We start from the raw sequence: 22,775 nt of genomic DNA, 5'->3' as shown, positions 1-22,775 counted from the left end.
TAAATAATGGAGCGCATTGAAATACTAACGAGATATACTGCTAATTTTGTAGACGGAATTGTACAAAGTGGAGTGACGGACGTAGTTATTTCACCTGGGTCAAGGTCAACACCTCTAGCATTAACATTCACGGAACATCCAGACATTAAAGAATGGGTTTTAGTCGATGAACGTTCTGCAGCATTTTTTGCGTTGGGAATGGCGAAAGAACAAAGTAAGCCAGTTGTACTAGTTTGTACTTCTGGAACAGCCACAGCAAATTACTTTCCTGCAATTATAGAAGCATATTATAGCAGGGTGCCACTTATCGTATTAACAGCTGATCGTCCGCATGAGCTGCGGGACACTGGAGCACCACAAGCGATTGAGCAAATTAAAATGTACGGTGATTATGTGAAATGGTTTCACGAAATGGCGTTACCTGAGGCGACACCAGAAATGTTAGAATACGTCCGTAATAAAGCCAGTCGTGCAGTTTATACGGCAAATGAGGGGAATCCTGGTGTTATTCATTTGAATTTTCCGTTTCGTGAACCATTAACACCAGATTTTGCGATTGATAAACTATGGGAGCCTATTGGTTTACCACATTGGAAACAGATTGATCAATTAGTATATGATGGGGAGAAACAACTTAGCTCCCGTGATTTAAAATCGATTGTAACCCAGTTAAAGAATTTAAAACGAGGTTTAATTGTATGTGGTCCACAAATGGAACCTCGTTTAGCTGAGTCAGTAGCTAATTTGGCACTAAAGTGGGGAGTACCGGTTTTAGCAGATCCATTATCACAAGTTCGTTCAGGTCATCATCCTCTAGATAATATTATAGAAGGATACGATGCCATACTAAAAAATAAAACTATCCGAGACTTACTAAAGCCTGACTTCATTATTCGTTTTGGGGCTATGCCAGTATCGAAACCCTTTTTATTTTTTATGAAGGAAAATAAAGATGCAGTACAGTTTGTCGTGGAAAATCATGCCGGTTACAGGGAATTTACAGGAAATAGAACGCAATTTATTTTTGCTAATTCTTCGCAGCTATGTGAAAGACTATTTCAAGTAACTGATTTTAAAATGGATCCATCATGGTTAAGAAAATGGAAAAATATGAACCATATTGCTAAAAAACATATCCTATCTAGTCAGGAAGAAAAAATGACTGAAGGAGAGGCGGTACGTAGTCTATTCGAAGTTACTCCAAATGATAGCTATGTTTATGTTGCGAATAGTATGCCTATCCGCGATGTTGACAGTTTTATGCTGAATACAGAAAAAAATATAACTGTCTTGGCGAATAGAGGAGCTAATGGTATCGATGGACTTATTTCAAGTGGAATGGGTGCCGCAACTTCGAAAAAGCCCGTTACTATTATTGCTGGTGACCTATCTTTCTACCATGACATGAACGGTCTATTAGCCGCTAAGTTCTTTCAATTAAATGTTACGATACTTTTAATCAATAACAATGGTGGAGGTATTTTTTCCTTTTTACCACAGTCCAATAGTAATAATAAACATTTTGAAGCTATATTTGGCACTCCACTTGATATAGATTTCAGATATGCCGCTTTTATGTATGGTGGTAAATATGCAATAGCAAATACAAATGATGAATTAAAAGAACTATTGCAAACTAGCCATAATCAAAAAGGCTTACATGTTATTGAAATTAAGACAGATCGAGCGGAAAATGTTGTTTGGCATCAAAAAATTTGGAAAGTTATTGAGAAAGAAATTATAGAACGTTGGGGATGATGAAGTGTACATTTCATTAGAGGACGGTCATTATTGGTATGAGATCCACGGTCAAGGGATTCCTGTTGTGTTATTACATGGGTTTACCGGAAGTACTGAAACTTGGAATCATTTCTGCCATTCTGTGGAAGGGCTAAAAGTAATTACAATAGATTTACCAGGTCATGGAAAAACGAAACTGAAAAATCCACGCTTAATGGAAGACTGCTGTAAAGACCTAGATACTATATTTGAAACTTTAGAGCTAGATTCCTTTCATCTTTTAGGTTATTCCATGGGGGGTAGAACAGCGTTATCCTATGCGTGCCTATATCCTCGGCGATTACAATCATTAATATTAGAAAGTGCGTCCCCGGGTTTATTAAGTAATGAAGAACGGACAAATCGAATGGAAAAGGACGGGCGTTTAGCTGAAAAGTTAGAAAAAGTGGGAATAGAGTCTTTTGTGGATTTTTGGGAGGATATCCCTCTTTTTGCTACCCAAAAAAGTCTTCCTCAATCGGTTAGAAAAGCAATACGAAAAGAACGCCTTAATCAGGATGCATTTGGTTTAGCGTCGTCACTTCGATACATGGGCACTGGAAAGCAACCATCATGGTGGAATCATCTTTCGAGTATTCAACTACCAGTTTTCTTATTAACCGGTGGAAAAGATGAGAAATTTGTTCGCATTAATAAAAAGATGCAAAAATTATTTTTTTCATGTAAGCTTAAAGTATGCGAAAATGCAGGACATGCAGTTCACGTGGAAAATCCTCAAATTTTTGATAAACTAGTAACGGAATTTGTAAAAGAGGTACATAATAGTAGATGATGAAGGAGGAGTAAAATGGCTGCTGAATGGAAGAAGTCAAAAGAGTATTCAGAAATTATTTATGAAAAATATAATGGAGTTGCAAAAGTTACGATTAATCGCCCCGAAAAACGTAACGCATTTACACCGCTTACGGTAAATGAAATGATTGATGCGTTTACGGATGCTAGAGATGATTCTGAAATTGGTGTAATTATTCTAGCTGGAGAAGGGGATAAAGCATTTTGTTCTGGTGGAGATCAAACCGTAAGAGGACATGGTGGATATGTTGGGAGCGACCAAGTTCCACGATTAAACGTACTTGATTTGCAAAGATTAATCCGTACGATTCCAAAACCAGTTATTGCAATGGTATCTGGTTATGCCATTGGTGGTGGACATGTCCTTCACGTTGTTTGTGATTTAACAATCGCAGCGGACAATGCCATTTTTGGACAAACAGGACCAAAAGTGGGTAGCTTTGATGCGGGATATGGTGCAGGCTATTTAGCCCGTCATATTGGTCATAAACGTGCAAGAGAGATTTGGTACTTATGTCGTCAATATAATGCGGATGAAGCATACGAAATGGGAATGGTAAATAAAGTAGTACCACTTGAACAATTGGAAGAAGAAACATTACAGTGGTGTGAAGAAATTCTAGAAAAATCACCTACTGCAATTCGTTTCCTAAAAGCATCATTCAATGCAGATACAGATGGATTAGCTGGTTTACAACAGCTTGGCGGAGATGCAACATTGCTTTATTACACAACAGATGAAGCAAAAGAAGGTAGAGATGCCTTCAAAGAGAAAAGAAAACCGAACTTTAAAAAGTTCCCGCGTTTTCCTTGATTCATTGAAAAAAATTACTATGATGAACCCTTTGCTTGTAATAGCGAGGGTTTTTCCTTTGTATCGTTAATTAATAGAAAGGAGCATAATCATGTCGGAAACAATTCCACATTGGCTGACGAAACAAGCTGACATTAACCCAAACCAAACCGCAATTGAATTAGAGAACGGGGAAACTTATACGTTTAAACAATTAAAAGAAGCTAGTCAATGTTTTGCTAGGAAATTGGCTGCACTAAATGTACATGAAGGGACGCATGTCGGAATTTTATCCGGCAATAGCATAGAAATGATTGTTGCTATTCATGCGTTAAGTTATTTAGGAGCGGTTGGAGTACTTTTAAATGTGAGACTTTCACGACCGGAATTAGAGTTTCAATTAAAAGACGCAAATGTTTCTATCGTTTTAACCTCGGATAAGTACAAAATGAGTGCAAGCCAAATTCAGGTTTCGATGGTGAAGAGTTTTTCGGAAATAAATGTATTGCAAGAAAAATACAATATACCTTTAAAAACGGAGCTTAATTTGGAAGATGTTTTTACAGTTATTTATACCTCTGGTACTACAGGTTTTCCAAAGGGGGTACTCCATACGTACGGTAATCATTGGTGGAGTGCGATTGGCTCTGCTCTGAATCTAGGCTTGAATAAAGATGATAAGTGGCTTATTCCTTTACCGATTTTTCATGTAAGTGGTCTATCCACCTCTATAAAAAGCCTAATTTATGGCATGCCTATTTACGTATTAGAGAAATTTGACGTGAAAAAAGTTCATGATGCTATCATGTCCAAGGGTATTACAATTGTTTCTGTCGTTACGGTTATGGTACAAAAATTATTAAATGAATTAGGGAACAATCGCTATCCTAATACATTACGATGCATGTTGCTTGGTGGTGGTCCAGCACCAAAGCCATTATTAGAAAAAGCGAAAGAAAAGGGAATTCCTGTTTTTCAATCCTATGGAATGACGGAAACTTCATCACAAATCGTTACATTAAGTCCGCAAGACGCTTTAAAAAAATTAGGATCAGCGGGAAAAGCCCTTTTTCCAGCGCAGCTTCGAATTGATGGAGGCAATGAAGACTCTATAGGAGAGATTATCGTCAAAGGTCCGATGGTAACAAAAGGTTATTATAGAAATGAAGAAGCAAATAAAAAATCCTTTCATAATGGTTGGCTTAGGACAGGTGATATGGGATATTTAGATGATGATGGATTTTTATATGTAGTGGATCGTAGGAAAGATCTTATCATTTCTGGGGGAGAAAACATCTATCCTTCCGAGATTGAAAGTGTATTGTCTGGAATGGAACAAATTAAGGAAGTGGGGGTAACAGGTTTAGCAGACGAAACATGGGGGCAGGTTCCAATTGCTTTTGTCGTAAAGATAAAAGATGTAACGGCATCTGAGGTTTTCTCATTTTTGCGACAAAGATTAGCGAAATATAAAATTCCGAAAGAAATTCACTTTGTAGAAGAATTACCGAGGAATGCTTCGAATAAACTAGTAAGAAGTAAGCTACTTGAATTGCGGAGATAATAAAAATTGGCCTTTACTTTGAGAACAACCAATCTTTTAGAATACTTTCCTAACAGGAAGCCAAATTAGTATTAGGAGGTGTTCCTGATGGAAAAAAACAAATATTATGTAAGCTTGGTGGAGGGTGAGATTTCACATCGTCCACATGATCGAAATGGTTATTTAGAGATAAGTGCTACGGAAACAGAGTTAAGTAATCTACGTAGAAAATTCGAAAATATGCATGATGCTGGAGTAGTTACATTTTTTCGTGCACATTTACCGTTTGTAGAATATCATCATGATGATTCAAACGACAAATACGACTCCAATATGCTAGAGGTGTATCAAATGCTTTATGAATTAGGAAATAAAAAAACACGTGAGCATATTGAAAGTATGGGAATTTTAAATGAAAATGATATGTAAAAGACAGAGAAAATATGTTATTGTTTAATAACAGACTTATCTGTTAATTTATCCCACCTAAATTGGCAGTAAGTCTCCCGCCCCAAGCTTCTGGAGAATAAAGAAGATAGGTGGGAAGAACAATACCCGTAAAGATACGATAAGCGTGACTAACATCAGTGGGAGATGAAGGAACCCCCCACTTATGGAAGTCTTCTTTATGATTCCTGCATCTTCATTTGTGTTTAACCCCTTAGATAAAAAGGAATAGTAAAAATAATAATGCTAAGGGGGATACAATATGAAGAAAATAGCTATATTTATAGGTGTTTTAATCACGGGGATAATTGTGCTTCTTCTGAGTATTACGAACGAAAACCTTTTACCTGTTTCAGCTGAAGGTCGGCAATTTACTCTGTCTTCTGAGTATATGGAAACAGGAGATAAAATGGAGAATAAACAATTAACACATGAAGATATAGTTTTTTTAACGAATGAGTTTATGGATATATTAGTACAACCAACAGATATAAATGGAAGAGTAATTGACTTTCATACTAAAGAGGAATTGTTAAAAGAATTTGAAGGAATCACAACAAAAGAAGTTGCAATGCCGTATGTTGATTTTTACTACAAGGAAAAAGGGGATGGGCTTTATATAGTACCTACAGAAACCCCACCTTGGTTTGTTGCTAAAAATGAATATAAAATCGATCAAATAAATGAAACAAAGGTAATACTAACTCAGAAAAATCAGGTGGATTTGTATGGGGATTACACGATTGAAATAGAATTCACTTATAATGGGGATTGGAAAATTAGTAGTATTACACATCGTTAGTAGGTTATGAAAAAAGGCAGTTGAAGTTTTTGAAAACATTTAGAGATTTTTATAATAATGAAGTTACCTTTTCCTATGAAGACCATCCATTTTCTAAAAATCCCAAGCACGTTTGGATTATATGTCGTTATAATGACCAATGGCTTTTAACTAGACATAAAGAAAGAGGGCTAGAGTTCCCAGGTGGCAAGGTTGAAAAAGGAGAAAATGCACAAGAAGCTGCTATTCGTGAAATTAAAGAAGAAACAGGCGGAATTGTGAAACATATAAGTTATGTCGGTCAATATTATGTGGATGGTAAAAGTGATTACGTGATAAAGAATGTGTATTTTGCTACTATAGAAAACCTAGTTGAACAAAATCATTATTTTGAAACAGAAGGACCTGTACTTTTAAATGAAATTCCTTCAGATGTTAGAAAGAATAAAGAGTATAGTTTCATTATGAAAGATTCTGTGCTGGATTCTAGCTTAAAATGGATTCAGAATCATTTTTAACTCACCTAAACGGGCAGCAAGACTCCCACCCCGAGCCTCTTGGGAAACAAAGAAGGTAGGTGGGAGATCACCTGCCCGTAAAGATCCGATACGTGCGACTAACCATCAGGGTGGAGAAGGTAAACCTTGCACCGATGGTTAGTATTTTTTAAAAGATAGGAAAAATTTAGCTTATTAAATCTTGTCATAGGGAAGACAACATCCAGCTCCAGCGCCCAGCGACTAGCGAGACTTCCTTCACCTCCGTACGATAAGTCAACATCGACTCACTCCGCTCGTCGTGTTTCCTTTATCTCCTGCGGTTCAGTCCAGTCCGTACGTCGCTAAACGGGCGCTTCCGCTTTTGTTCAGTGGGCATGTTTTATTAACCATCTTTCTATTCCTTCCACTACTTTGTACATGATTGCTGCAAGAATAGCGATAAGCACAAGGCTAGACATTACAAGGGTGAAGTCAAATACTTGGAATCCATAAATGATTAAATAACCGAGTCCTTGCTTCGAAACTAAATATTCACCAACAATTACTCCGACCCATGATAATCCTACATTAACTTTTAGCGTTGAGATCATAGTTGGCATGGTGGCTGGAAATACAGCTTCTTTAAAACATTGCCATCTCGTTGCACCGAAGCTTTTTAATACTTTGGAATAATTTGGATCTACTTCATTGTAAGCCGAGAAGATGTTTATGGTGGTTATAATTACGGATACAAGGAACCCCATTGCTATGATGGATAAATATCCTGGTCCAAGCGCTACGATAATGATTGGCCCCAGCGCAACTTTAGGCATTGCGTTTAGTACCACTATATAAGGATCCATAATTTTAGAAAAGCGTGTAAAAGACCATAGTAATGTTGCCAGTAAAATTCCGCCAAGAGTACCAATGATGAAACCTAATATAGTCTCAAATAACGTTACTGATAAATGGGAAAACATTGATCCATTTGCAAATCTACCTATTAATGAGGTGAAAATCCGACTTGGTGAGCTAAATAGTAATGGATCAATCCAATACAAACGACTTGCAATTTCCCATAATGCAAAGAACATGATGAGAATGAAAAATTGCCATATCAACACAATTTTCTTTTCCTTTTTTCTTTCCTTCAGATAGCTATCGAATAATTGTTGATCGCTTTTCATTTCTTATCACCTTCTCTACTGTCAAGCTCCTCCCATATTTTATCAAAAAGTGGCTGATATTTAGGATGTTTTCTAGCGTCGAGTGGGGGATTTTGACGAATTTCAATTGGGACTTCAAATACTTTAGCAATACTTCCTGGGTTCGCATTCATTACTAAAATTCGGTCACTCATTGCTATTGCTTCACCGATATCGTGAGTAACAAGAATAGCTGTTTTATGATAATTTTTTAGAAGTTTGCCAACTAAATCCTCTAATTTAAGCTTGGTTTGGTAATCTAACGCCGAAAATGGCTCATCTAGAAGGAGGATTTTAGGGTCATAGATAAGCGTTCTAACAAGTGCTACACGTTGTCTCATACCACCGGATAATGAAGTTGGGTATTGATCTTGAACTCCTTTTAAGCCAACTTCTTGTAAAAGTTGAATAGCGGTTTCCTTTAATTCAACTGTTGGTTTATTATGGATTTTAGGACCGAGCAACACGTTGTCAATAATATTTTTCCACGGGAAGAGATAATCTTGTTGCAACATGTATCCAATAGCAAGTTCTGATTCTTGAATATCTTTATTTTCAAGTAGGACTTTACCTTGTGTTTGTTTCATAATGCCAGCTATAATGGATAGTATGGTTGATTTTCCACAACCACTCGGTCCAAGCAAGGAAACAAACTCACCTTCCTTTAAGGAAAATGATATGTCATGAAGTGCTTTAGTATAGCCGTCTTTAGAAAAGTAGTGGTGTGATACATGATCCAATGTTAGAAATGACACGCTAATTTCCTCCTTAGTCGTTTATTACTTTTTCCGCAAATTCCGTATTCACCAACTCTTCATAAGGGACATCTTCGGGTAGCTCACCTGCTTCGTCCATAATTGTTTTCAGTTGTTCCCATTCTTCTTTATCCAAAAGTGGGTCTGTTGCAAAAGAATCTTGGTTTTTATAACGTTCAATAGATGAAGCTAATAATTCGATATCGGTATCTTCAAAATATGGCGAAACAATTTCTGCGAGGGTCATTGCATCTGTTTCTTGGACCCAGGCCTGAGCTTTATACAATGCTTTCGTGAATTTTAATACCGTTTCTTCATTTTTGTCCATATAACTTTGCTTAGCCATGAATCCTGTATAAGGGACAGTGCCAGATTCTTCACCAAAGGAAGCTACAATATGTCCGGTTCCTTCCCGTTCAAAAACACTTGCTGTTGGTTCAAATAACTGTACATACTCGTAATCACCAGAAGCAAAAGCACTTGGTATGTTTGCAAAATCGACACTTTGGTCTAAATTAACGTCTGCATGCGGATCCACACCGTGTTTTTTTAACACATATTCTCCAACCATCTGAGGCATTCCACCAACTCGCTGTCCGAGAAAGTTTTCTCCTCTTAAATCTTCCCACGTAAAGTCAGGTTTTACCTCTTTTGCTACTAAAAATGTACCATCTGTTTGTGTGAGTTGGGCAAAGTTAATCGCATAATCCTTTGAATCTTGTGCATATACATAAATGGACGTTTCGGCACCCACTAAAGCTATATCGATTCCATCAGATAATAACGTGGTCATAGTCGTGTCTCCGCCCCATGTAGTTTGCAGGTCAATTTCTAGACCTTCTTCTTCAAAAAAACCTTCTTCTACCGCTACATACATAGGTGTATAGAAAACAGATCTCGTTACTTCACCGATACTGATTTTGGATGTTCCACCTGTACCACAAGCCGAAAGAAAGATAAGTAAACCGATGGACAACAAAATAAAGCCTTTAATCTTTCTCATAGTTCTCGACCCTTTCATTTAAATTATCTTCCTTCCACAGTTTATGCCTAGGAGAAAATTGTGTGATTGCCTATTGATTTAAAGTTTTTTTCAAACGAAAAAAGCCGATCTCCTAAAAGAGACCGACTTTTTGAATTTTATTATTTAAATAGTGGACCCGCATTCTTAATTTCATCGGATGCATGAGTGAATTTCTTGAAGTTTTCGTGGAATTTCAAAGCTAATTCTTTTGCCGCTTTGTCATAAGCTGCTTTATCACCCCAAGTTTGTTTTGGAACTAACACTTCATCAGGAACCCCAGGAATATGAAGTGGAATATTTAATCCGAATACTTCATCTTGAACGGTTTCTACATTATTAAGTTCACCTTCTAGTGCAGAGTGAATCATTGCACGAGTATAAGAAAGTTTCATACGGTTTCCTACCCCGTAGGAACCACCTGTCCAGCCAGTATTAACTAAAAACACTTTGGCATTGAATTGATCTATTTTATCTCCTAGCATTTCAGCGTATTTAGATGGAGCTAATGGTAAGAATGGGGAACCAAAGCACGCTGAGAAAGTTGCTTGCGGTTCTGTCACACCACGTTCTGTACCAGCAAGTTTACTAGTATATCCACTTAAGAAATGATACATAGCTTGCTCTTTCGTTAATTTACTAATAGGTGGTAACGTGCCGGAAGCATCAGCTGTTAGGAAAATAATTGCATTTGGATGGCCCGCAACACTTGGTGTAACAATATTATCGATATTCTCTAAAGAATACGCTGCCCTAGTATTCTCAGTAAGAGAGGTATCGTCATATTCTGGTGTTCTTGTATTTTCATCTAATATTACATTCTCGAGTACAGATCCGAAGCGAATCGCGTTGTATATTTGTGGCTCTTTTTCTTCTGAGAGGTTAATACATTTTGCATAACAGCCACCTTCTATATTAAATACCCCATTCGGACTCCAACCATGTTCATCATCCCCAATTAATCGGCGGTACGGATCCGCAGAAAGCGTAGTCTTACCTGTACCAGACAGACCAAAGAATAAAGCAACGTCACCTTCTTTACCTACGTTAGCAGAGCAATGCATGGATAATACATCCTGTTGTGGAAGAAGGTAGTTCATAACAGAGAATATAGATTTCTTAATCTCTCCGGCATACTCCGTTCCACCAATAAGAACAATTCTCTTTTTAAAAGAAATAATGATAAAGGTTTCGGAATTTGTTCCATCAACACTAGGGTCAGCTTTAAAATTAGGTGCAGAAATAACAGTGAATTCACTTTGATGGTTCTCTAATTCGTCTTGTTGTGGCTTAATGAATAATTGACGAGAAAAAAGATTGTGCCATGCAAATTCATTAATTACTTGAATTGGTAAGCGATATTTTTTATCTGCTCCAGCAAATCCTTTGAAAGAATAAATTTCATCTTTTTCTTTTAAATAATCAATCACTTTCTCATATAGACTATCAAAATACTTCTCTTCAATGGGTTGATTTACTGCTCCCCAATTAATAGTAGCTTCACACACTTCATCACGAACAATAAATTTATCACCAGGGGATCTTCCTGTATATTTTCCAGTTGTTGCTCGAACCGCCCCAGTTTCACTTAATGCTGCTTCTCCCCTGCCCAATATACGTTCCACTAATTGTGGTTCGGATAAATTCTCTTTGATGTTTTCATGTTGATGAAGTAAATCTTTCCATAATGTTCTTTCCACCATTTTCATAAAAAAAATCCCCCGCTTTATAATAAATTACTGATGAAGATAATTAGAAAACTTGGCATTCACTATAGGATAGGTTTAGCGAATGCGTTAGTTGCACTTAGCAGATTTATACAGTGGGGCGGGTAATCGGTACCCCAAACGAGAAAGAATCTATACTTTCCTAACTGCTAAAAATTGTACTTTTCATTACATTCGATTATTAGTATAACACATATACAAAAATAATCCATACTATTTATGTTTCAATTTAGTAAAATTTGCTATTTGTTAAATTAACGGAAATAACTACAATATTTCTATCCCACTCAAGCCTCTAAGGAAACAAAGAAGGTAGGTGGGAGATCAACTGCCCGTAAAGATCCGATCAGTGCGACTAACCATCAGTGGAGAATGAAGGAAAACCCCCAATGATGGAAGTATTCTTTATTTGCTTCAACCATCATATGTAGAGGAAAAGTTATTGACATTACTCACACATTTCGTTACGATAACAATGGACGGAAACTATCTTATTCCGAGTTGGCGGAGGGACAGACCCTATGAAGCCCAGCAACCTCACACGCTTGTGAAAAGGTGCTTACCTGAAGCAAGGATCATTCCTTGAACAATAAGAGTGAAAGGACCGAACCCTTTCCTCAATGTAGGATAGGGATTTTTTTGCTTTTAAAGAAGAAACAGTTCCTTTTATCCCACCTAAATGGGCAGTAAGACTCCCTCCTCAAGCTTCTGAAGAACAAAGAAGGTAAGTGGGAGATCAACTACCCGCAAAGGTCCGATAAGTACGACAGTGGGGAATGAAGGAAAATCCCCACTGATGGAAGTCTTCTTTATTATATAAAAAGCAATGGTTTCTTCAATGCTTTTATATATAGAATATACAAAGATCTTTAATCGAAATAATGAAAAGAGTTCCGTAACACCAATTAAAGGAGAGAATGAGCCTTATGGCTGAAAAACGTCGTTTATTCACATCTGAGTCTGTAACAGAAGGGCATCCAGATAAAATGTCAGATCAAATATCAGATGCCATTTTAGATGAAATTATAAAAAATGATCCCAATGCAAGAGTTGCTTGTGAGACTACAGTAACTACTGGTCTTGTTTTAGTAGCTGGTGAAATTACTACTAGTACGTATGTAGATATTCCTGCAATTGTCAGGAAAACGGTGAAAGAGATTGGCTATACAAGAGCTAAATATGGATTTGATGCAGATACCTGCGCTGTCTTAACAGCAATAGATGAACAATCTCCAGATATTGCGATGGGAGTAGATAAAGCGCTAGAAGCACGTGAAGGCAAAATGAGTGACGAAGCAATCGCTGCAATTGGAGCGGGAGACCAAGGATTAATGTTTGGTTTTGCTTGTGACGAGACAGAAGAGCTTATGCCTTTACCAATCTCATTAGCACATAAATTATCTAAACGATTAGCAGATATTCGTAAAGAAAATATAGTAGATTATTTACGTCCAGATGGAAAAACACAAGTAACTGTCGAATATGATGAAAATAATAATCCGGTTCGTATTGACACTATTGTTATTTCTACTCAACATCATCCAGAAGTATCTCAAGAACAGATTGAAAAAGACATGAAAGAACAAGTAATTCTTCCTATAGTGCCTAAAGAATTACTAGATGACCATACGAAATATTTTATAAATCCAACTGGTAGATTCGTTGTTGGGGGACCACAAGGCGATGTTGGTTTAACTGGTCGTAAAATTATAGTAGATACGTATGGCGGATATGCAAGACATGGCGGAGGGGCATTTAGTGGTAAAGATTCCACAAAAGTAGACCGCTCTGCTGCTTATGCAGCCCGTTATGTTGCAAAAAATATTGTTGCAGCAGGACTTGCGAAGTCTTGTGAAGTTCAGTTAGCTTATGCAATTGGTGTAGCGGAACCCGTTTCTATATCTATTGATACATTTGGAACTGGTACAGTACATGAAACTAAATTAGTGGATGCTGTTCGTAAAGTGTTTGATTTAAGGCCTGCAGGGATAATTAATATGTTAGACCTAAGAAAACCAATCTTTAAAAACACAGCGGCATATGGCCATTTTGGTAGAACAGATGTTCAGTTCCCGTGGGAGAAATTGGATAGGGTAGATGAATTAAAGGATTTAATAAAATAAAATAAAGTAACACCATGAAAGCTGCCAGCACGGAGATGTGGCAGTTTTTTTGATTTTATCACTGAAGTATTACAATTATGTTACAATATGATTTTTTTGTGATATAATTATCCTAGATTTCGAATCACTTATTAAAGATTCCAATAAAAAGGTGCTCCAGACTTTGGTAGAAAATTAAACAAAAAGCCTGTAGATAATTAGTGGAATTATCCCAATTCGAAACGCAGTCTTTACTTTGTAATTGCTAATGAATTATTTTAATAGAAAGAGGTAACTATCATGTGTGGTTTTATTGGAATGGTATACGATTATCCAACTGATGTAGATGAAAAAGACATGGATTCATTAAGAAGGAAAAATAATATTATTGCTCATCGTGGTCCAGATGATGAAGGTTATTTTGTCGATGAGTACATATCTTTTGGTTTTAGGCGTTTAAGTATAATTGATATTGAAAGTGGAGTTCAACCATTAAGTTATGATAATGATAAAATTTGGCTTGTTTTTAATGGAGAAATCTATAATTATGTAGAACTTCGTGACGAATTAAAACAAGATGGTTATTCATTTTCAACAGAATCTGATACAGAAGTGATTGCCGCTTTATTTTCTAAATACAAAGAAGATGCATTTCAATATTTAAGAGGAATGTACTCTATTCTAGTGTGGGATAAAGATGATAAGACACTATATGGTGCACGAGATCCATTTGGAATTAAGCCATTATATTATTATCGTACGGAAGACGGAATTGCTTTTGCTTCGGAGAAAAAAAGTCTTGGACTAATGCTTGAAAAAGAAGAAGTAAATGTTGATGCATTACAGCACTATTTAAGCTTTCAATATGCGCCAGAACCAATGACATTGGCTCAAGGGATTGAAAAGGTAGAACCAGGACATTATTTTGTTAAAAAAATAGGCGAAGATATAACATTTACTAGATATTGGCATGCAACCTTCCAACCTATTTTTAATAAAGATAAAAAAGATTGGATAAATAAAATTCAAGAAGTAATGTATGATTCTGTAAAAGTTCATATGCGAAGTGATGTACCTGTAGGATCATTTTTATCCGGTGGTATTGATTCTACTCTTATTGTTTCCATTGCTAAGGAATTTAATCCAAATATCAAAACTTTTTCTGTTGGTTTCGCGAGAGATGGCTTCTCAGAAGTAGATGTTGCTAAAGAAACAGCTGATAAATTAAAAGTAGAAAATATTTCTTACACCATTACTCCTGAAGAGTACGTAGAAAATTTACCTAAAATTATGTGGCATATGGATGACCCATTGGCTGACCCAGCTTGTGTACCATTATACTTTGTTGCTAGAGAAGCTAGAAAACATGTAAAGGTTGCCCTTTCTGGTGAAGGTTCTGACGAATTATTTGGTGGATATAATATATATCGAGAACCAGAATCTCTTAAATTATTTAATGCCATTCCTCGGCCAATAAAGGGATTATTAGCCAATGTAGCAAAAGCACTTCCAGAAGGTATGAAGGGGAAAAGCTTCTTGGAACGTGGGACAACCCCGCTTAGGGAACGTTATATAGGAAATGCAAAGATGTTTGAAGAGAATGAGAAACGTGAACTTTTGACTCATTATATTGAAAATAACAATTATCAACAAATCACAGATGAGTTGTATGATTTTGTAAAGGATTATCCATTAGTGAACCAAATGCAGTATATAGACATTCATACTTGGCTACGTGGTGATATTCTATTAAAAGCAGACAGGGTGACAATGGCTAATTCATTAGAACTACGTGTTCCTTTCTTAGATAAAGAGGTCTTTCGTGTTGCTAGCGGTATACCTGTAGAATTAAAAATTGCAAATGGTACAACAAAGAGCATCCTTAGAGAAGCTGCAAAAGGAATCATTCCTGAACATGTCTTAGATCGTAAAAAATTAGGATTTCCTGTTCCTATTCGCCATTGGCTTAAAAAGGAACTAAATGGCTGGGCAAAACAACTTATTGCCGAAAGTGAAACGGACTATCTTCTTAATAAGAAATATGTACTAGATTTACTTGATTCCCATTGTAAAGGTAATGGGGATTATAGTAGAAAAATCTGGACAGTCCTTATGTTTATGCTATGGCATCAAATATTTGTGGAACATAAATATGATTTTGACAACTTTACAATTGATAAGAATAAGAAAGGCTCTGAGTTAGTAGGAGCATAAATGAAAAACAGGCACTTCTATCAAATGGATAGTAAGTGCCTGTTTTGTAGAAATTGTACCATCTTTTCTTTGAACAACTTTTTAAAGATTGGTGTGGTTTTTATAATATTTTCCTTTATCTACATAAGATTTTCTAACGCGTTCCATCTCTTGGTAATCTTCTTCCGTTAATTTGCGGACAACTTTCGCAGGGCGTCCCATAACGAGAGTATGGGGTGGAATCTTTTTTCCAGGTGGAACAAGGCTACCCGCACCTACAAACGCGCTTTCACCAATTTCTGCTTTATCTAGAATAATAGAACCCATTCCAATTAGAGCATTCTTTCGAACAATAGCGGAATGTAATGTTACTTGATGGCCGACCGTAACATCATCTTCAACAATTAAGGGATTATTAGGGCTCTGATGTAGCATGGATAAATCTTGAATACTTACTCGTTTACCAATATAGGTTGGTGCAACATCTCCCCTGATTACTGTTTTAAACCATATATTAGATTCCTTATCAATTGTAACATCACCAACAATGACAGCATCACTAGCAATAAAAGCTGAATCATGGATGTTTGGTTTACTCCCCATATATTCTCCAATCATAAACTTTCCCCCATAAGTTATTATTTTTATATTGTTTGTCCATGTTGATATAATAAGTATAACAAAGAATGAATGGAAAAGTGAACGGAGGAAATGTAATGTCTCGCATACCAACAAATTCATTAAGATTAATGACCATTGTGTTTCTGAAAATATTTCCAGCTGTAAATACGGAGTTACAAAAATGGGAAGCAAAGGCAGAGCAAATTCCGAATAAAGAGTTAAGAACACAAGCACTTAATAGTATTCATTCTAAACAATTTCATTGCCTTGGCGGAGCGGTTTTTTCTCTTCTTGCTAAAGATAAATGGAGAGAGGCTCTTCGATTTATTGTCGCTTATCAAACCATTAGTGACTACCTTGATAATCTATGTGATCGAAGTACCTCACTTGATCCGAATGATTTTGAACTTTTGCATAAGGCAATGGAAGATGCTTTATCCCCTGAGAATGAGTGTGAGAATTATTATCAATTGCGAAAAGAACAAGATGATGGAAGTTATTTAAAAGACCTTGTGCGTACATGCCAGGATGTTCTGGCTAAAGTAGAAGAGCCTACTTTAATAAATGTACAATTAGAGGAATTGGAGACAATGTATCAAGCATTACAAATACATAAACATGTTAAGGTGAATGAACGTATACCAAGACTTACTACATGGTTTAATGAAAATAGAGAAAAAACACCTACACTAAGGTGGTATGAATTTGCTGCTGCAACAGGTTCAACGTTAGGGATATTTTGCCTTATTTCCTATGCTTTATCAGATTGTATGACAAAGGAATTAGCAGAAGAAATTTATCAAAGTTATTTTCCGTATATGCAAGGGTTACATATTTTATTAGATTATTATATTGATCAAAAGGAAGATCAAGAGGAAGGGGATTTAAACTTTTGTAGTTTTTATGAAAATGAGCAAGAGTTGAAGGAACGTCTTGTATATTTTATAAAACAAACAGATGAAAAAATTCAAACCTTACCTCATTTATCATTCCATAAAATGGTATACCGTGGATTAGTTGGACTCTATTTAGGAGACGATAAGATAAAGACATTGCAAGATGAAGAAAAAATAAAAAAAACATTGTTAGATTATAGCGGAATGACAGCACGGTTCTTTCATTGGAATACAAAAATGTACTATAGATTTAACAAAAATCATCAAGCGGGATAACTAAATGGGGAAATATAGAAAATGAGATGTAACATAACATCTCATTTTTTCTGTATTGCAATAATAAATGGAGGGGAGTTTTTTTGATTAATAAAACCGTATTGTAAAACGTTATATTCTTTCTGATCCAGTCTAATAACGTGTTTCAATATCGCCTCTTTTTCTTCTTTGCCACCGTCATGTCCGTGATAAACGACTAAAACAATAAGACCATTTTGTTTTAAACGATTTAAAATAGTATCAATAGCTGTAATGGTTGATTCTGGTTTTGTTATAATCTTTTTATCACTTCTAGGTAAATAGCCAAGATTAAAAATAGCACCACCTATTGTTTGATTTTCTTCTTTCGATAAATAGTCCTCCAAATTAGCGTGACTATCATGAATAAGGGAGACATTAGAGATTCCATTATTTATTAATGTTTCTCTAGTAGATACAATAGCCTTTTCCTGAATATCGAAAGCAAGGACATGGCCATTTTTTCCAACTATTTCACTCAAAAAAATCGTATCATTTCCATTCCCACATGTTGCGTCAATCACTAATTCGCCAACGTTAACGGATTCTTCTAATAAATGATGAGAAAATTGAAGAACTCCTTTTAACATATAATCACCTCACCGTAACTCATTAATTTCGATTCCTAATAAAAACTACCATATATTTTAGCATAAAAGTATATATTTTGAATGTATTGACAAAGATGGTAGTATTCTTTATAATTTCGATATAATATGACAATAACTAAAAGAGTGTGTTCAAAAAAGAGGATAAAAAGGACCGAGAAGTTCGAGGCGGCGAAGCTTTGAGTACCGGAACGTATGCAATTAATACGTGAGGAACGGAAAAGCAAGCCAACGAAGAAATTCGAAGTGTCATTTTTACCGGACTTTTTGAACTACCTCTAAAAGAAGGATTAGTAGTAACTGTTTTTAAGGCGTAGAGAGGTAGTGGTTGGTGAAAACTATCGCTTAAAACTTTATGAACTCGCCTTCTTTGTTGTGGGTGCGAATGAAGTAGTAGTCCCTGCCGTAACTCTGCGTTAAAGACTAAAGTGAACGTTAAACCATTTATACGTTAATTTGGGTGGTACCGCGGGAAAGCCGAGCTTCTCGTCCCTGATTTAAGGGATGAGTGGCTTTTTTTATTGTATATATAAGGAGGAATGGATTTTGAGTTTTGATCATCGGACCATTGAAAAGAAATGGCAAACCTATTGGGAAGAAAATAAAACATTTAAAACAGATACATATTCTAAAAAAGAAAAGTTTTATGCATTAGATATGTTTCCGTATCCATCGGGAGCTGGACTTCATGTAGGACACCCTGAAGGATATACAGCGACAGACATATTATCACGAATGAAGCGTATGCAAGGGTATGAAGTACTTCATCCGATGGGGTGGGACGCGTTTGGGCTTCCAGCTGAGCAATATGCGATTGACACTGGAAATAGCCCAGCAGAATTCACAGAGAAGAACATTCAAACATTTAAGCGACAAATTCAAGAACTTGGTTTCTCTTATGATTGGGATCGAGAAATTAATACGACAGATCCCAACTATTATAAATGGACTCAGTGGATTTTCCTTAAATTATACGAAAAGGGTCTCGCTTATATCGATGAAGTACCAGTAAACTGGTGTCCAGCTCTAGGAACGGTACTTGCAAATGAAGAAGTGATTGATGGTAAAAGTGAACGAGGTGGACACCCAGTTATTCGTAAGCCGATGAAACAGTGGATGCTTCGAATCACCGCTTATGCTGACCGTTTATTGGAAGACTTGGATGATCTAGATTGGCCGGAAAGTCTAAAAGAAATGCAGCGCAATTGGATTGGAAAATCGGAAGGTGCCGAAGTAACATTTAAGATTGATGGTCATACTGAAAAAGATTTTGTTGTATTTACTACTCGACCGGATACATTGTTCGGAGCAACATATGCTGTACTAGCACCAGAGCATCCATATGTTAAAGAAATCACTACAACCGAACAAAAAGAGCAGGTTGAAGCGTATTTAGAAGAAGTTCAAAAAAAATCAGATTTAGAACGAACAGATTTAGCTAAAGACAAGACTGGTGTTTTTACCGGTGCATATGCGATTAATCCAGTGAATAATAAAAAAATTCCTATATGGGTAGCGGATTATGTATTAATGTCTTATGGTACAGGTGCTATTATGGCGGTTCCAGCTCATGATGAACGAGACTACGATTTTGCCAAAAAATTTGATCTGCCAATAATAGAAGTAGTTGCTGGAGGCGACATCACAAAAGAAGTATACACTGGTGATGGAGAACATGTGAATTCTGATTTCTTGAATGGGTTACATCAAGACGAAGCGATTACAAAAGCAATTGAATGGCTGGAGGAAAATGGTAAAGGTGAAAAGAAAATAACGTATCGTCTACGTGATTGGTTATTTGCTAGACAACGTTACTGGGGTGAACCAATTCCTATTATTCATTGGGAAGATGGGACAACGACAGCTGTTCCGGAAGAAGAATTACCATTGGAATTACCGAAAATGTCCGAAATTAAACCATCAGGAACTGGAGAATCTCCACTTGCTAATAATGAAGAGTGGGTCAATGTAGTTGATCCAGAAACAGGTAAAAAAGGTAGACGTGAAACGAATACAATGCCACAGTGGGCTGGAAGCTCATGGTACTTCTTACGATACATTGACCCTAATAACTCAGAAAAATTAGCTGACTACGAGGCTCTAAAACAATGGATGCCAGTAGATGTTTACATTGGCGGAGCGGAACATGCTGTGCTTCATTTACTATATGCTCGTTTCTGGCATAAATTCCTTTATGATATTGGTGTGGTACCTACTAAAGAACCTTTCCAGAAGTTATATAACCAAGGAATGATCCTTGGTGAAGGAAACGAAAAAATGAGTAAATCAAAAGGAAATGTAGTTAACCCAGATGATATCGTAGGTTCCCATGGAGCAGACACATTAAGATTATATGAAATGTTTATGGGGCCGTTGGATGCTTCTGTAGCGTGGTCTACAAATGGTTTGGATGGAGCAAGACGTTTCTTAGATCGGGTATGGCGTTTATTTGTAAATGATGATGGTACATTATCAGAGAAAATTGTGGATGATGAAAGTAATGTTAACTTAGATAAAGTCTATAATGAAACTGTAAAAAAAGTGACAGTGGACTTTGAAAATTTACATTTTAATACTGCCATTTCACAAATGATGGTTTTCGTTAACGAGGGATATAAAGCGGATAAATTGCCAAAAAAATATGTGGAAGGTTTTATCAAGCTTCTTTCACCAATCGCACCGCATATAACAGAAGAACTATGGGAGAAATTAGGTAATAACGACACTATTGCTTATGCAGAGTGGCCTACCTATGATGAGTCTAAATTGGTAGAGGAAGAGGTAGAGGTCGCACTTCAAGTAATGGGGAAAGTTCGTTCTAAGATCCAAGTTTCTAAAGATATTTCTAAAGATGATCTTGAAAAACAAGCACTTGAAGATGAAACAATCCAAAAATGGCTAGAAGGAAAAACAATTCGAAAAGTAATCGTAGTTCCTGGAAAGCTAGTTAACATTGTAGCTAACTAATAAAATAAAAAGGATTTCTTCCATTTGGGAAGGAATCCTTTTTATTTTTCTTAGTAGGCGGGGAAGTATTTTACATATTTTCCATATAAGTACAATGGAGTATTCGAGCAAAGTTAATCGAACGAAAAGTTAACGATTTGAATCTTTCCATTCCGTTTGTAAGACTACCCATTTTCCGTCAGTATAATACCATAAGGATTCTATTGTACCTAAATGATCTTCGTTAGAAATACCACCTACCTGCTTATAGCTACGTAAACCATAGCCCTTATTATCTGTTAATTTTACAGGCACATAGTAGTCTGGAGTGTTTAATAATAATGATTTAGATTTTTTTAATTTACCGTCTTTACCATATACACCGGACTGAATATAAGCATCTGAACGGTTTTGTAGATTTATTTGTATTGGTTTTGCATTAGGAGTTATTTTAAGATCTGCTTTGTAATCATCTATAAATTTACCAGAAATATATTTAAGTTTAGGAAGCGAAATCTCTAATTGTTTATTGGAAGCAAAGGTATGCAGTTTTTGTTTACCTAGCCCTTTTTTGTTAGAAGAACTCTGGTACAAAATATCTTGCACATTATCATGGTTTGCGTCAATAAACTGAATCTGTGGTTCATAGCCATCGCCATAGTCAACTCTCCATCTTTCGTCATCCTGGTCTTTACTTCTAATTTCGGCCCATATATTATGATAATAGTCTCCATCTTGGGAAAATGGAACTCCCATTAAATCGATATCCTCTAATAGACCATCACCAGTAACATCCGCTTGATATGTGTTTATAAGCACGGCATCCTTTTCTTTTGCTAATCCATTAGCAGTAAAGGTTGGTTGAATGGTTAACATCGTGATTAATACTAACTTTAAGAATGTCATTTCAGTTCTCCTCTTTCTATCATAATTAGGTGAGAGGACCCCATCCTCAAGGAATGTGTAGGGTGTAACTATGAGTACATGGGGGTGAATCGTCTTTTTATATTGATGAACACGGTTGGTGTGGTGATATATTTTTGAAAAATGATCATTGAAAATTAAACATGCTAGGTTGTGGCGAGAATCGTTGATTTGCCACGTAAAATGTTATGTTAGTCAAACATGTCGGCTGAGCCACATAAATGTGTGAAAAGCTGAAAAGTAGTCCCAAAGGCATAAAGATAAGACCAATGGATAGTGAGGGTGGGTGTTTACGGTACACCACTGTGTCAACTACGCTATCGTTTAGTGTTCATTAATGCTTAAAAGTTAGAATCCCCTACTTTAAATCTTTGTCAGCAATTATTGGCAGGAGTATTTATTCTTATATTAGATTGTGCTTAGATTTACAATCCTATACACATGGTCTTTTTATAATATAATTTGTTGTTTTTACCAGTATAAATTTATTCCACCTAAACGAGCGGTAAGACTCCACCTTAAGCTTCTGGGGAACAAAGAAGGTAGATGGGAGATAACTGCCCGTAAAAGTTCGATAAGTACAACTGACTATCAGTGGGGGATGAAGTAAAGCCCTCATTGATGGAAGTTTTCTCTATTGACTTTATTTAAGGGGAATAGTATTATTGTTTTACAGTCACTTTGAGCGACTAAATACTTCATAATAAACAGTAAAAATATAAAAGTTTTAAGCTATTGACTTTTTTTCGACAAAGTGATAAGATATATTACCTAGTATGAGTGACCTATTAATTCTGCTTAATAAATAGTGTTTGACATTAGTTGGTTATCATGCTATACTTTAAAAG

The 22,775-nt window shown here is 36.2% G+C and carries 18 protein-coding genes, 1 riboswitch and 1 other annotated feature; of the genes, 11 read left to right on the top strand and 7 right to left on the bottom strand.

All coding sequences use genetic code 11. The features are described from left to right. The first annotated feature begins 6 nt into the window (after positions 1–6). The 7 genes from menD (at position 7) to ytkD (ending at position 6,674) form a co-directional block, all read left to right on the top strand. Positions 7–1,758, top strand: a complete 1,752-nt coding sequence (gene menD / locus MHI02_RS13805) for a 2-succinyl-5-enolpyruvyl-6-hydroxy-3-cyclohexene-1-carboxylic-acid synthase (RefSeq protein ID WP_060668739.1) — start codon at positions 7–9, stop codon at positions 1,756–1,758. A gap of 4 nt (positions 1,759–1,762) precedes the next feature. Continuing rightward, positions 1,763–2,572: a 2-succinyl-6-hydroxy-2,4-cyclohexadiene-1-carboxylate synthase gene (menH, locus tag MHI02_RS13800; RefSeq protein ID WP_047184594.1), complete on the top strand. Its 810-nt coding sequence runs from the start codon at positions 1,763–1,765 to the stop codon at positions 2,570–2,572. 15 nt (positions 2,573–2,587) lie between these two features. Then, positions 2,588–3,406, top strand: coding sequence for a 1,4-dihydroxy-2-naphthoyl-CoA synthase (gene menB, locus MHI02_RS13795; protein WP_047184593.1), 819 nt, complete (start codon positions 2,588–2,590; stop codon positions 3,404–3,406). A gap of 91 nt (positions 3,407–3,497) precedes the next feature. Continuing rightward, positions 3,498–4,949: an o-succinylbenzoate--CoA ligase gene (locus MHI02_RS13790; protein ID WP_047184592.1), complete on the top strand. Its 1,452-nt coding sequence runs from the start codon at positions 3,498–3,500 to the stop codon at positions 4,947–4,949. 87 nt (positions 4,950–5,036) lie between these two features. Next, a complete protein-coding gene (locus MHI02_RS13785) occupies positions 5,037–5,357 on the top strand; it encodes a hypothetical protein (RefSeq protein ID WP_047184591.1) in 321 nt (106 codons plus the stop codon). 280 nt (positions 5,358–5,637) lie between these two features. After that, complete coding sequence (locus tag MHI02_RS13780; protein WP_047184590.1) at positions 5,638–6,177, top strand: hypothetical protein; 540 nt, start codon at positions 5,638–5,640, stop codon at positions 6,175–6,177. A gap of 29 nt (positions 6,178–6,206) precedes the next feature. Continuing rightward, a complete protein-coding gene (ytkD, locus tag MHI02_RS13775) occupies positions 6,207–6,674 on the top strand; it encodes an RNA deprotection pyrophosphohydrolase (RefSeq protein ID WP_047184589.1) in 468 nt (155 codons plus the stop codon). A gap of 347 nt (positions 6,675–7,021) precedes the next feature. Here the strand turns inward: ytkD and MHI02_RS13770 are convergent, their stop codons facing one another. The 4 genes from MHI02_RS13770 to pckA form a co-directional block, all read right to left on the bottom strand. Continuing rightward, positions 7,022–7,822, bottom strand: a complete 801-nt coding sequence (locus MHI02_RS13770) for an ABC transporter permease (protein ID WP_047184588.1) — start codon at positions 7,820–7,822, stop codon at positions 7,022–7,024. Beyond that, complete coding sequence (locus MHI02_RS13765; RefSeq protein ID WP_047184587.1) at positions 7,819–8,595, bottom strand: ABC transporter ATP-binding protein; 777 nt, start codon at positions 8,593–8,595, stop codon at positions 7,819–7,821. Before MHI02_RS13765 ends, MHI02_RS13770 begins: the two co-directional genes overlap by 4 nt. Positions 8,596–8,608: 13 nt before the next feature. Further along, positions 8,609–9,598 (bottom strand): ABC transporter substrate-binding protein, encoded by a 990-nt coding sequence (locus MHI02_RS13760; protein WP_204797598.1) that lies wholly within the window; start codon positions 9,596–9,598, stop codon positions 8,609–8,611. Between the two features lie 140 nt (positions 9,599–9,738). Beyond that, positions 9,739–11,325, bottom strand: coding sequence for a phosphoenolpyruvate carboxykinase (ATP) (gene pckA, locus MHI02_RS13755; RefSeq protein WP_084824041.1), 1,587 nt, complete (start codon positions 11,323–11,325; stop codon positions 9,739–9,741). A 506-nt stretch (positions 11,326–11,831) separates the two neighbouring features. Continuing rightward, a riboswitch (SAM riboswitch) is annotated at positions 11,832–11,939 on the top strand. 330 nt (positions 11,940–12,269) lie between these two features. Between pckA and metK the strand changes: the two genes are divergently transcribed. Then, positions 12,270–13,466, top strand: coding sequence for a methionine adenosyltransferase (gene metK, locus MHI02_RS13750; protein ID WP_047184586.1), 1,197 nt, complete (start codon positions 12,270–12,272; stop codon positions 13,464–13,466). A 279-nt stretch (positions 13,467–13,745) separates the two neighbouring features. Then, positions 13,746–15,659 (top strand): asparagine synthase (glutamine-hydrolyzing), encoded by a 1,914-nt coding sequence (gene asnB / locus MHI02_RS13745; RefSeq protein WP_060668735.1) that lies wholly within the window; start codon positions 13,746–13,748, stop codon positions 15,657–15,659. Positions 15,660–15,740: 81 nt separating this feature from the next. On the opposite strand, the gene MHI02_RS13740 is transcribed toward asnB, so the two are convergent. Beyond that, entirely contained in the window at positions 15,741–16,256 is a 516-nt protein-coding gene (locus MHI02_RS13740; protein WP_047184584.1) for a gamma carbonic anhydrase, read from the bottom strand. A 98-nt stretch (positions 16,257–16,354) separates the two neighbouring features. Between MHI02_RS13740 and MHI02_RS13735 the strand changes: the two genes are divergently transcribed. Continuing rightward, positions 16,355–17,431 (top strand): tetraprenyl-beta-curcumene synthase family protein, encoded by a 1,077-nt coding sequence (locus MHI02_RS13735; protein ID WP_341165985.1) that lies wholly within the window; start codon positions 16,355–16,357, stop codon positions 17,429–17,431. Between the two features lie 41 nt (positions 17,432–17,472). Here MHI02_RS13735 and MHI02_RS13730 read toward each other — a convergent pair whose 3' ends face one another. Beyond that, positions 17,473–18,039 carry a tRNA (mnm(5)s(2)U34)-methyltransferase gene (locus MHI02_RS13730; RefSeq protein WP_341165984.1) on the bottom strand — a complete coding sequence of 189 codons (567 nt, stop codon included), beginning with the start codon at positions 18,037–18,039 and terminating at the stop codon, positions 17,473–17,475. A 295-nt stretch (positions 18,040–18,334) separates the two neighbouring features. Further along, positions 18,335–18,554, top strand: a binding site (T-box leader). A gap of 49 nt (positions 18,555–18,603) precedes the next feature. Between MHI02_RS13730 and leuS the strand changes: the two genes are divergently transcribed. Next, positions 18,604–21,024 carry a leucine--tRNA ligase gene (leuS, locus tag MHI02_RS13725; protein WP_060668733.1) on the top strand — a complete coding sequence of 807 codons (2,421 nt, stop codon included), beginning with the start codon at positions 18,604–18,606 and terminating at the stop codon, positions 21,022–21,024. Positions 21,025–21,153: 129 nt separating this feature from the next. Here leuS and MHI02_RS13720 read toward each other — a convergent pair whose 3' ends face one another. Beyond that, on the bottom strand, positions 21,154–21,909 hold the full coding sequence (locus MHI02_RS13720; RefSeq protein ID WP_060668732.1) for a hypothetical protein: 756 nt from the start codon (positions 21,907–21,909) through the stop codon (positions 21,154–21,156). Positions 21,910–22,775: the final 866 nt, after the last annotated feature.

Origin of the sequence: Oceanobacillus sp. FSL K6-0118 (assembly GCF_038006665.1) — a bacterium.
GTDB classification, from domain to species: Bacteria; Bacillota; Bacilli; order Bacillales; family Amphibacillaceae; genus Oceanobacillus; species Oceanobacillus caeni.
The sequence above is the reverse complement of the archived record's forward strand: the minus strand, read 5'-3'. Positions and strand labels throughout refer to the sequence as shown.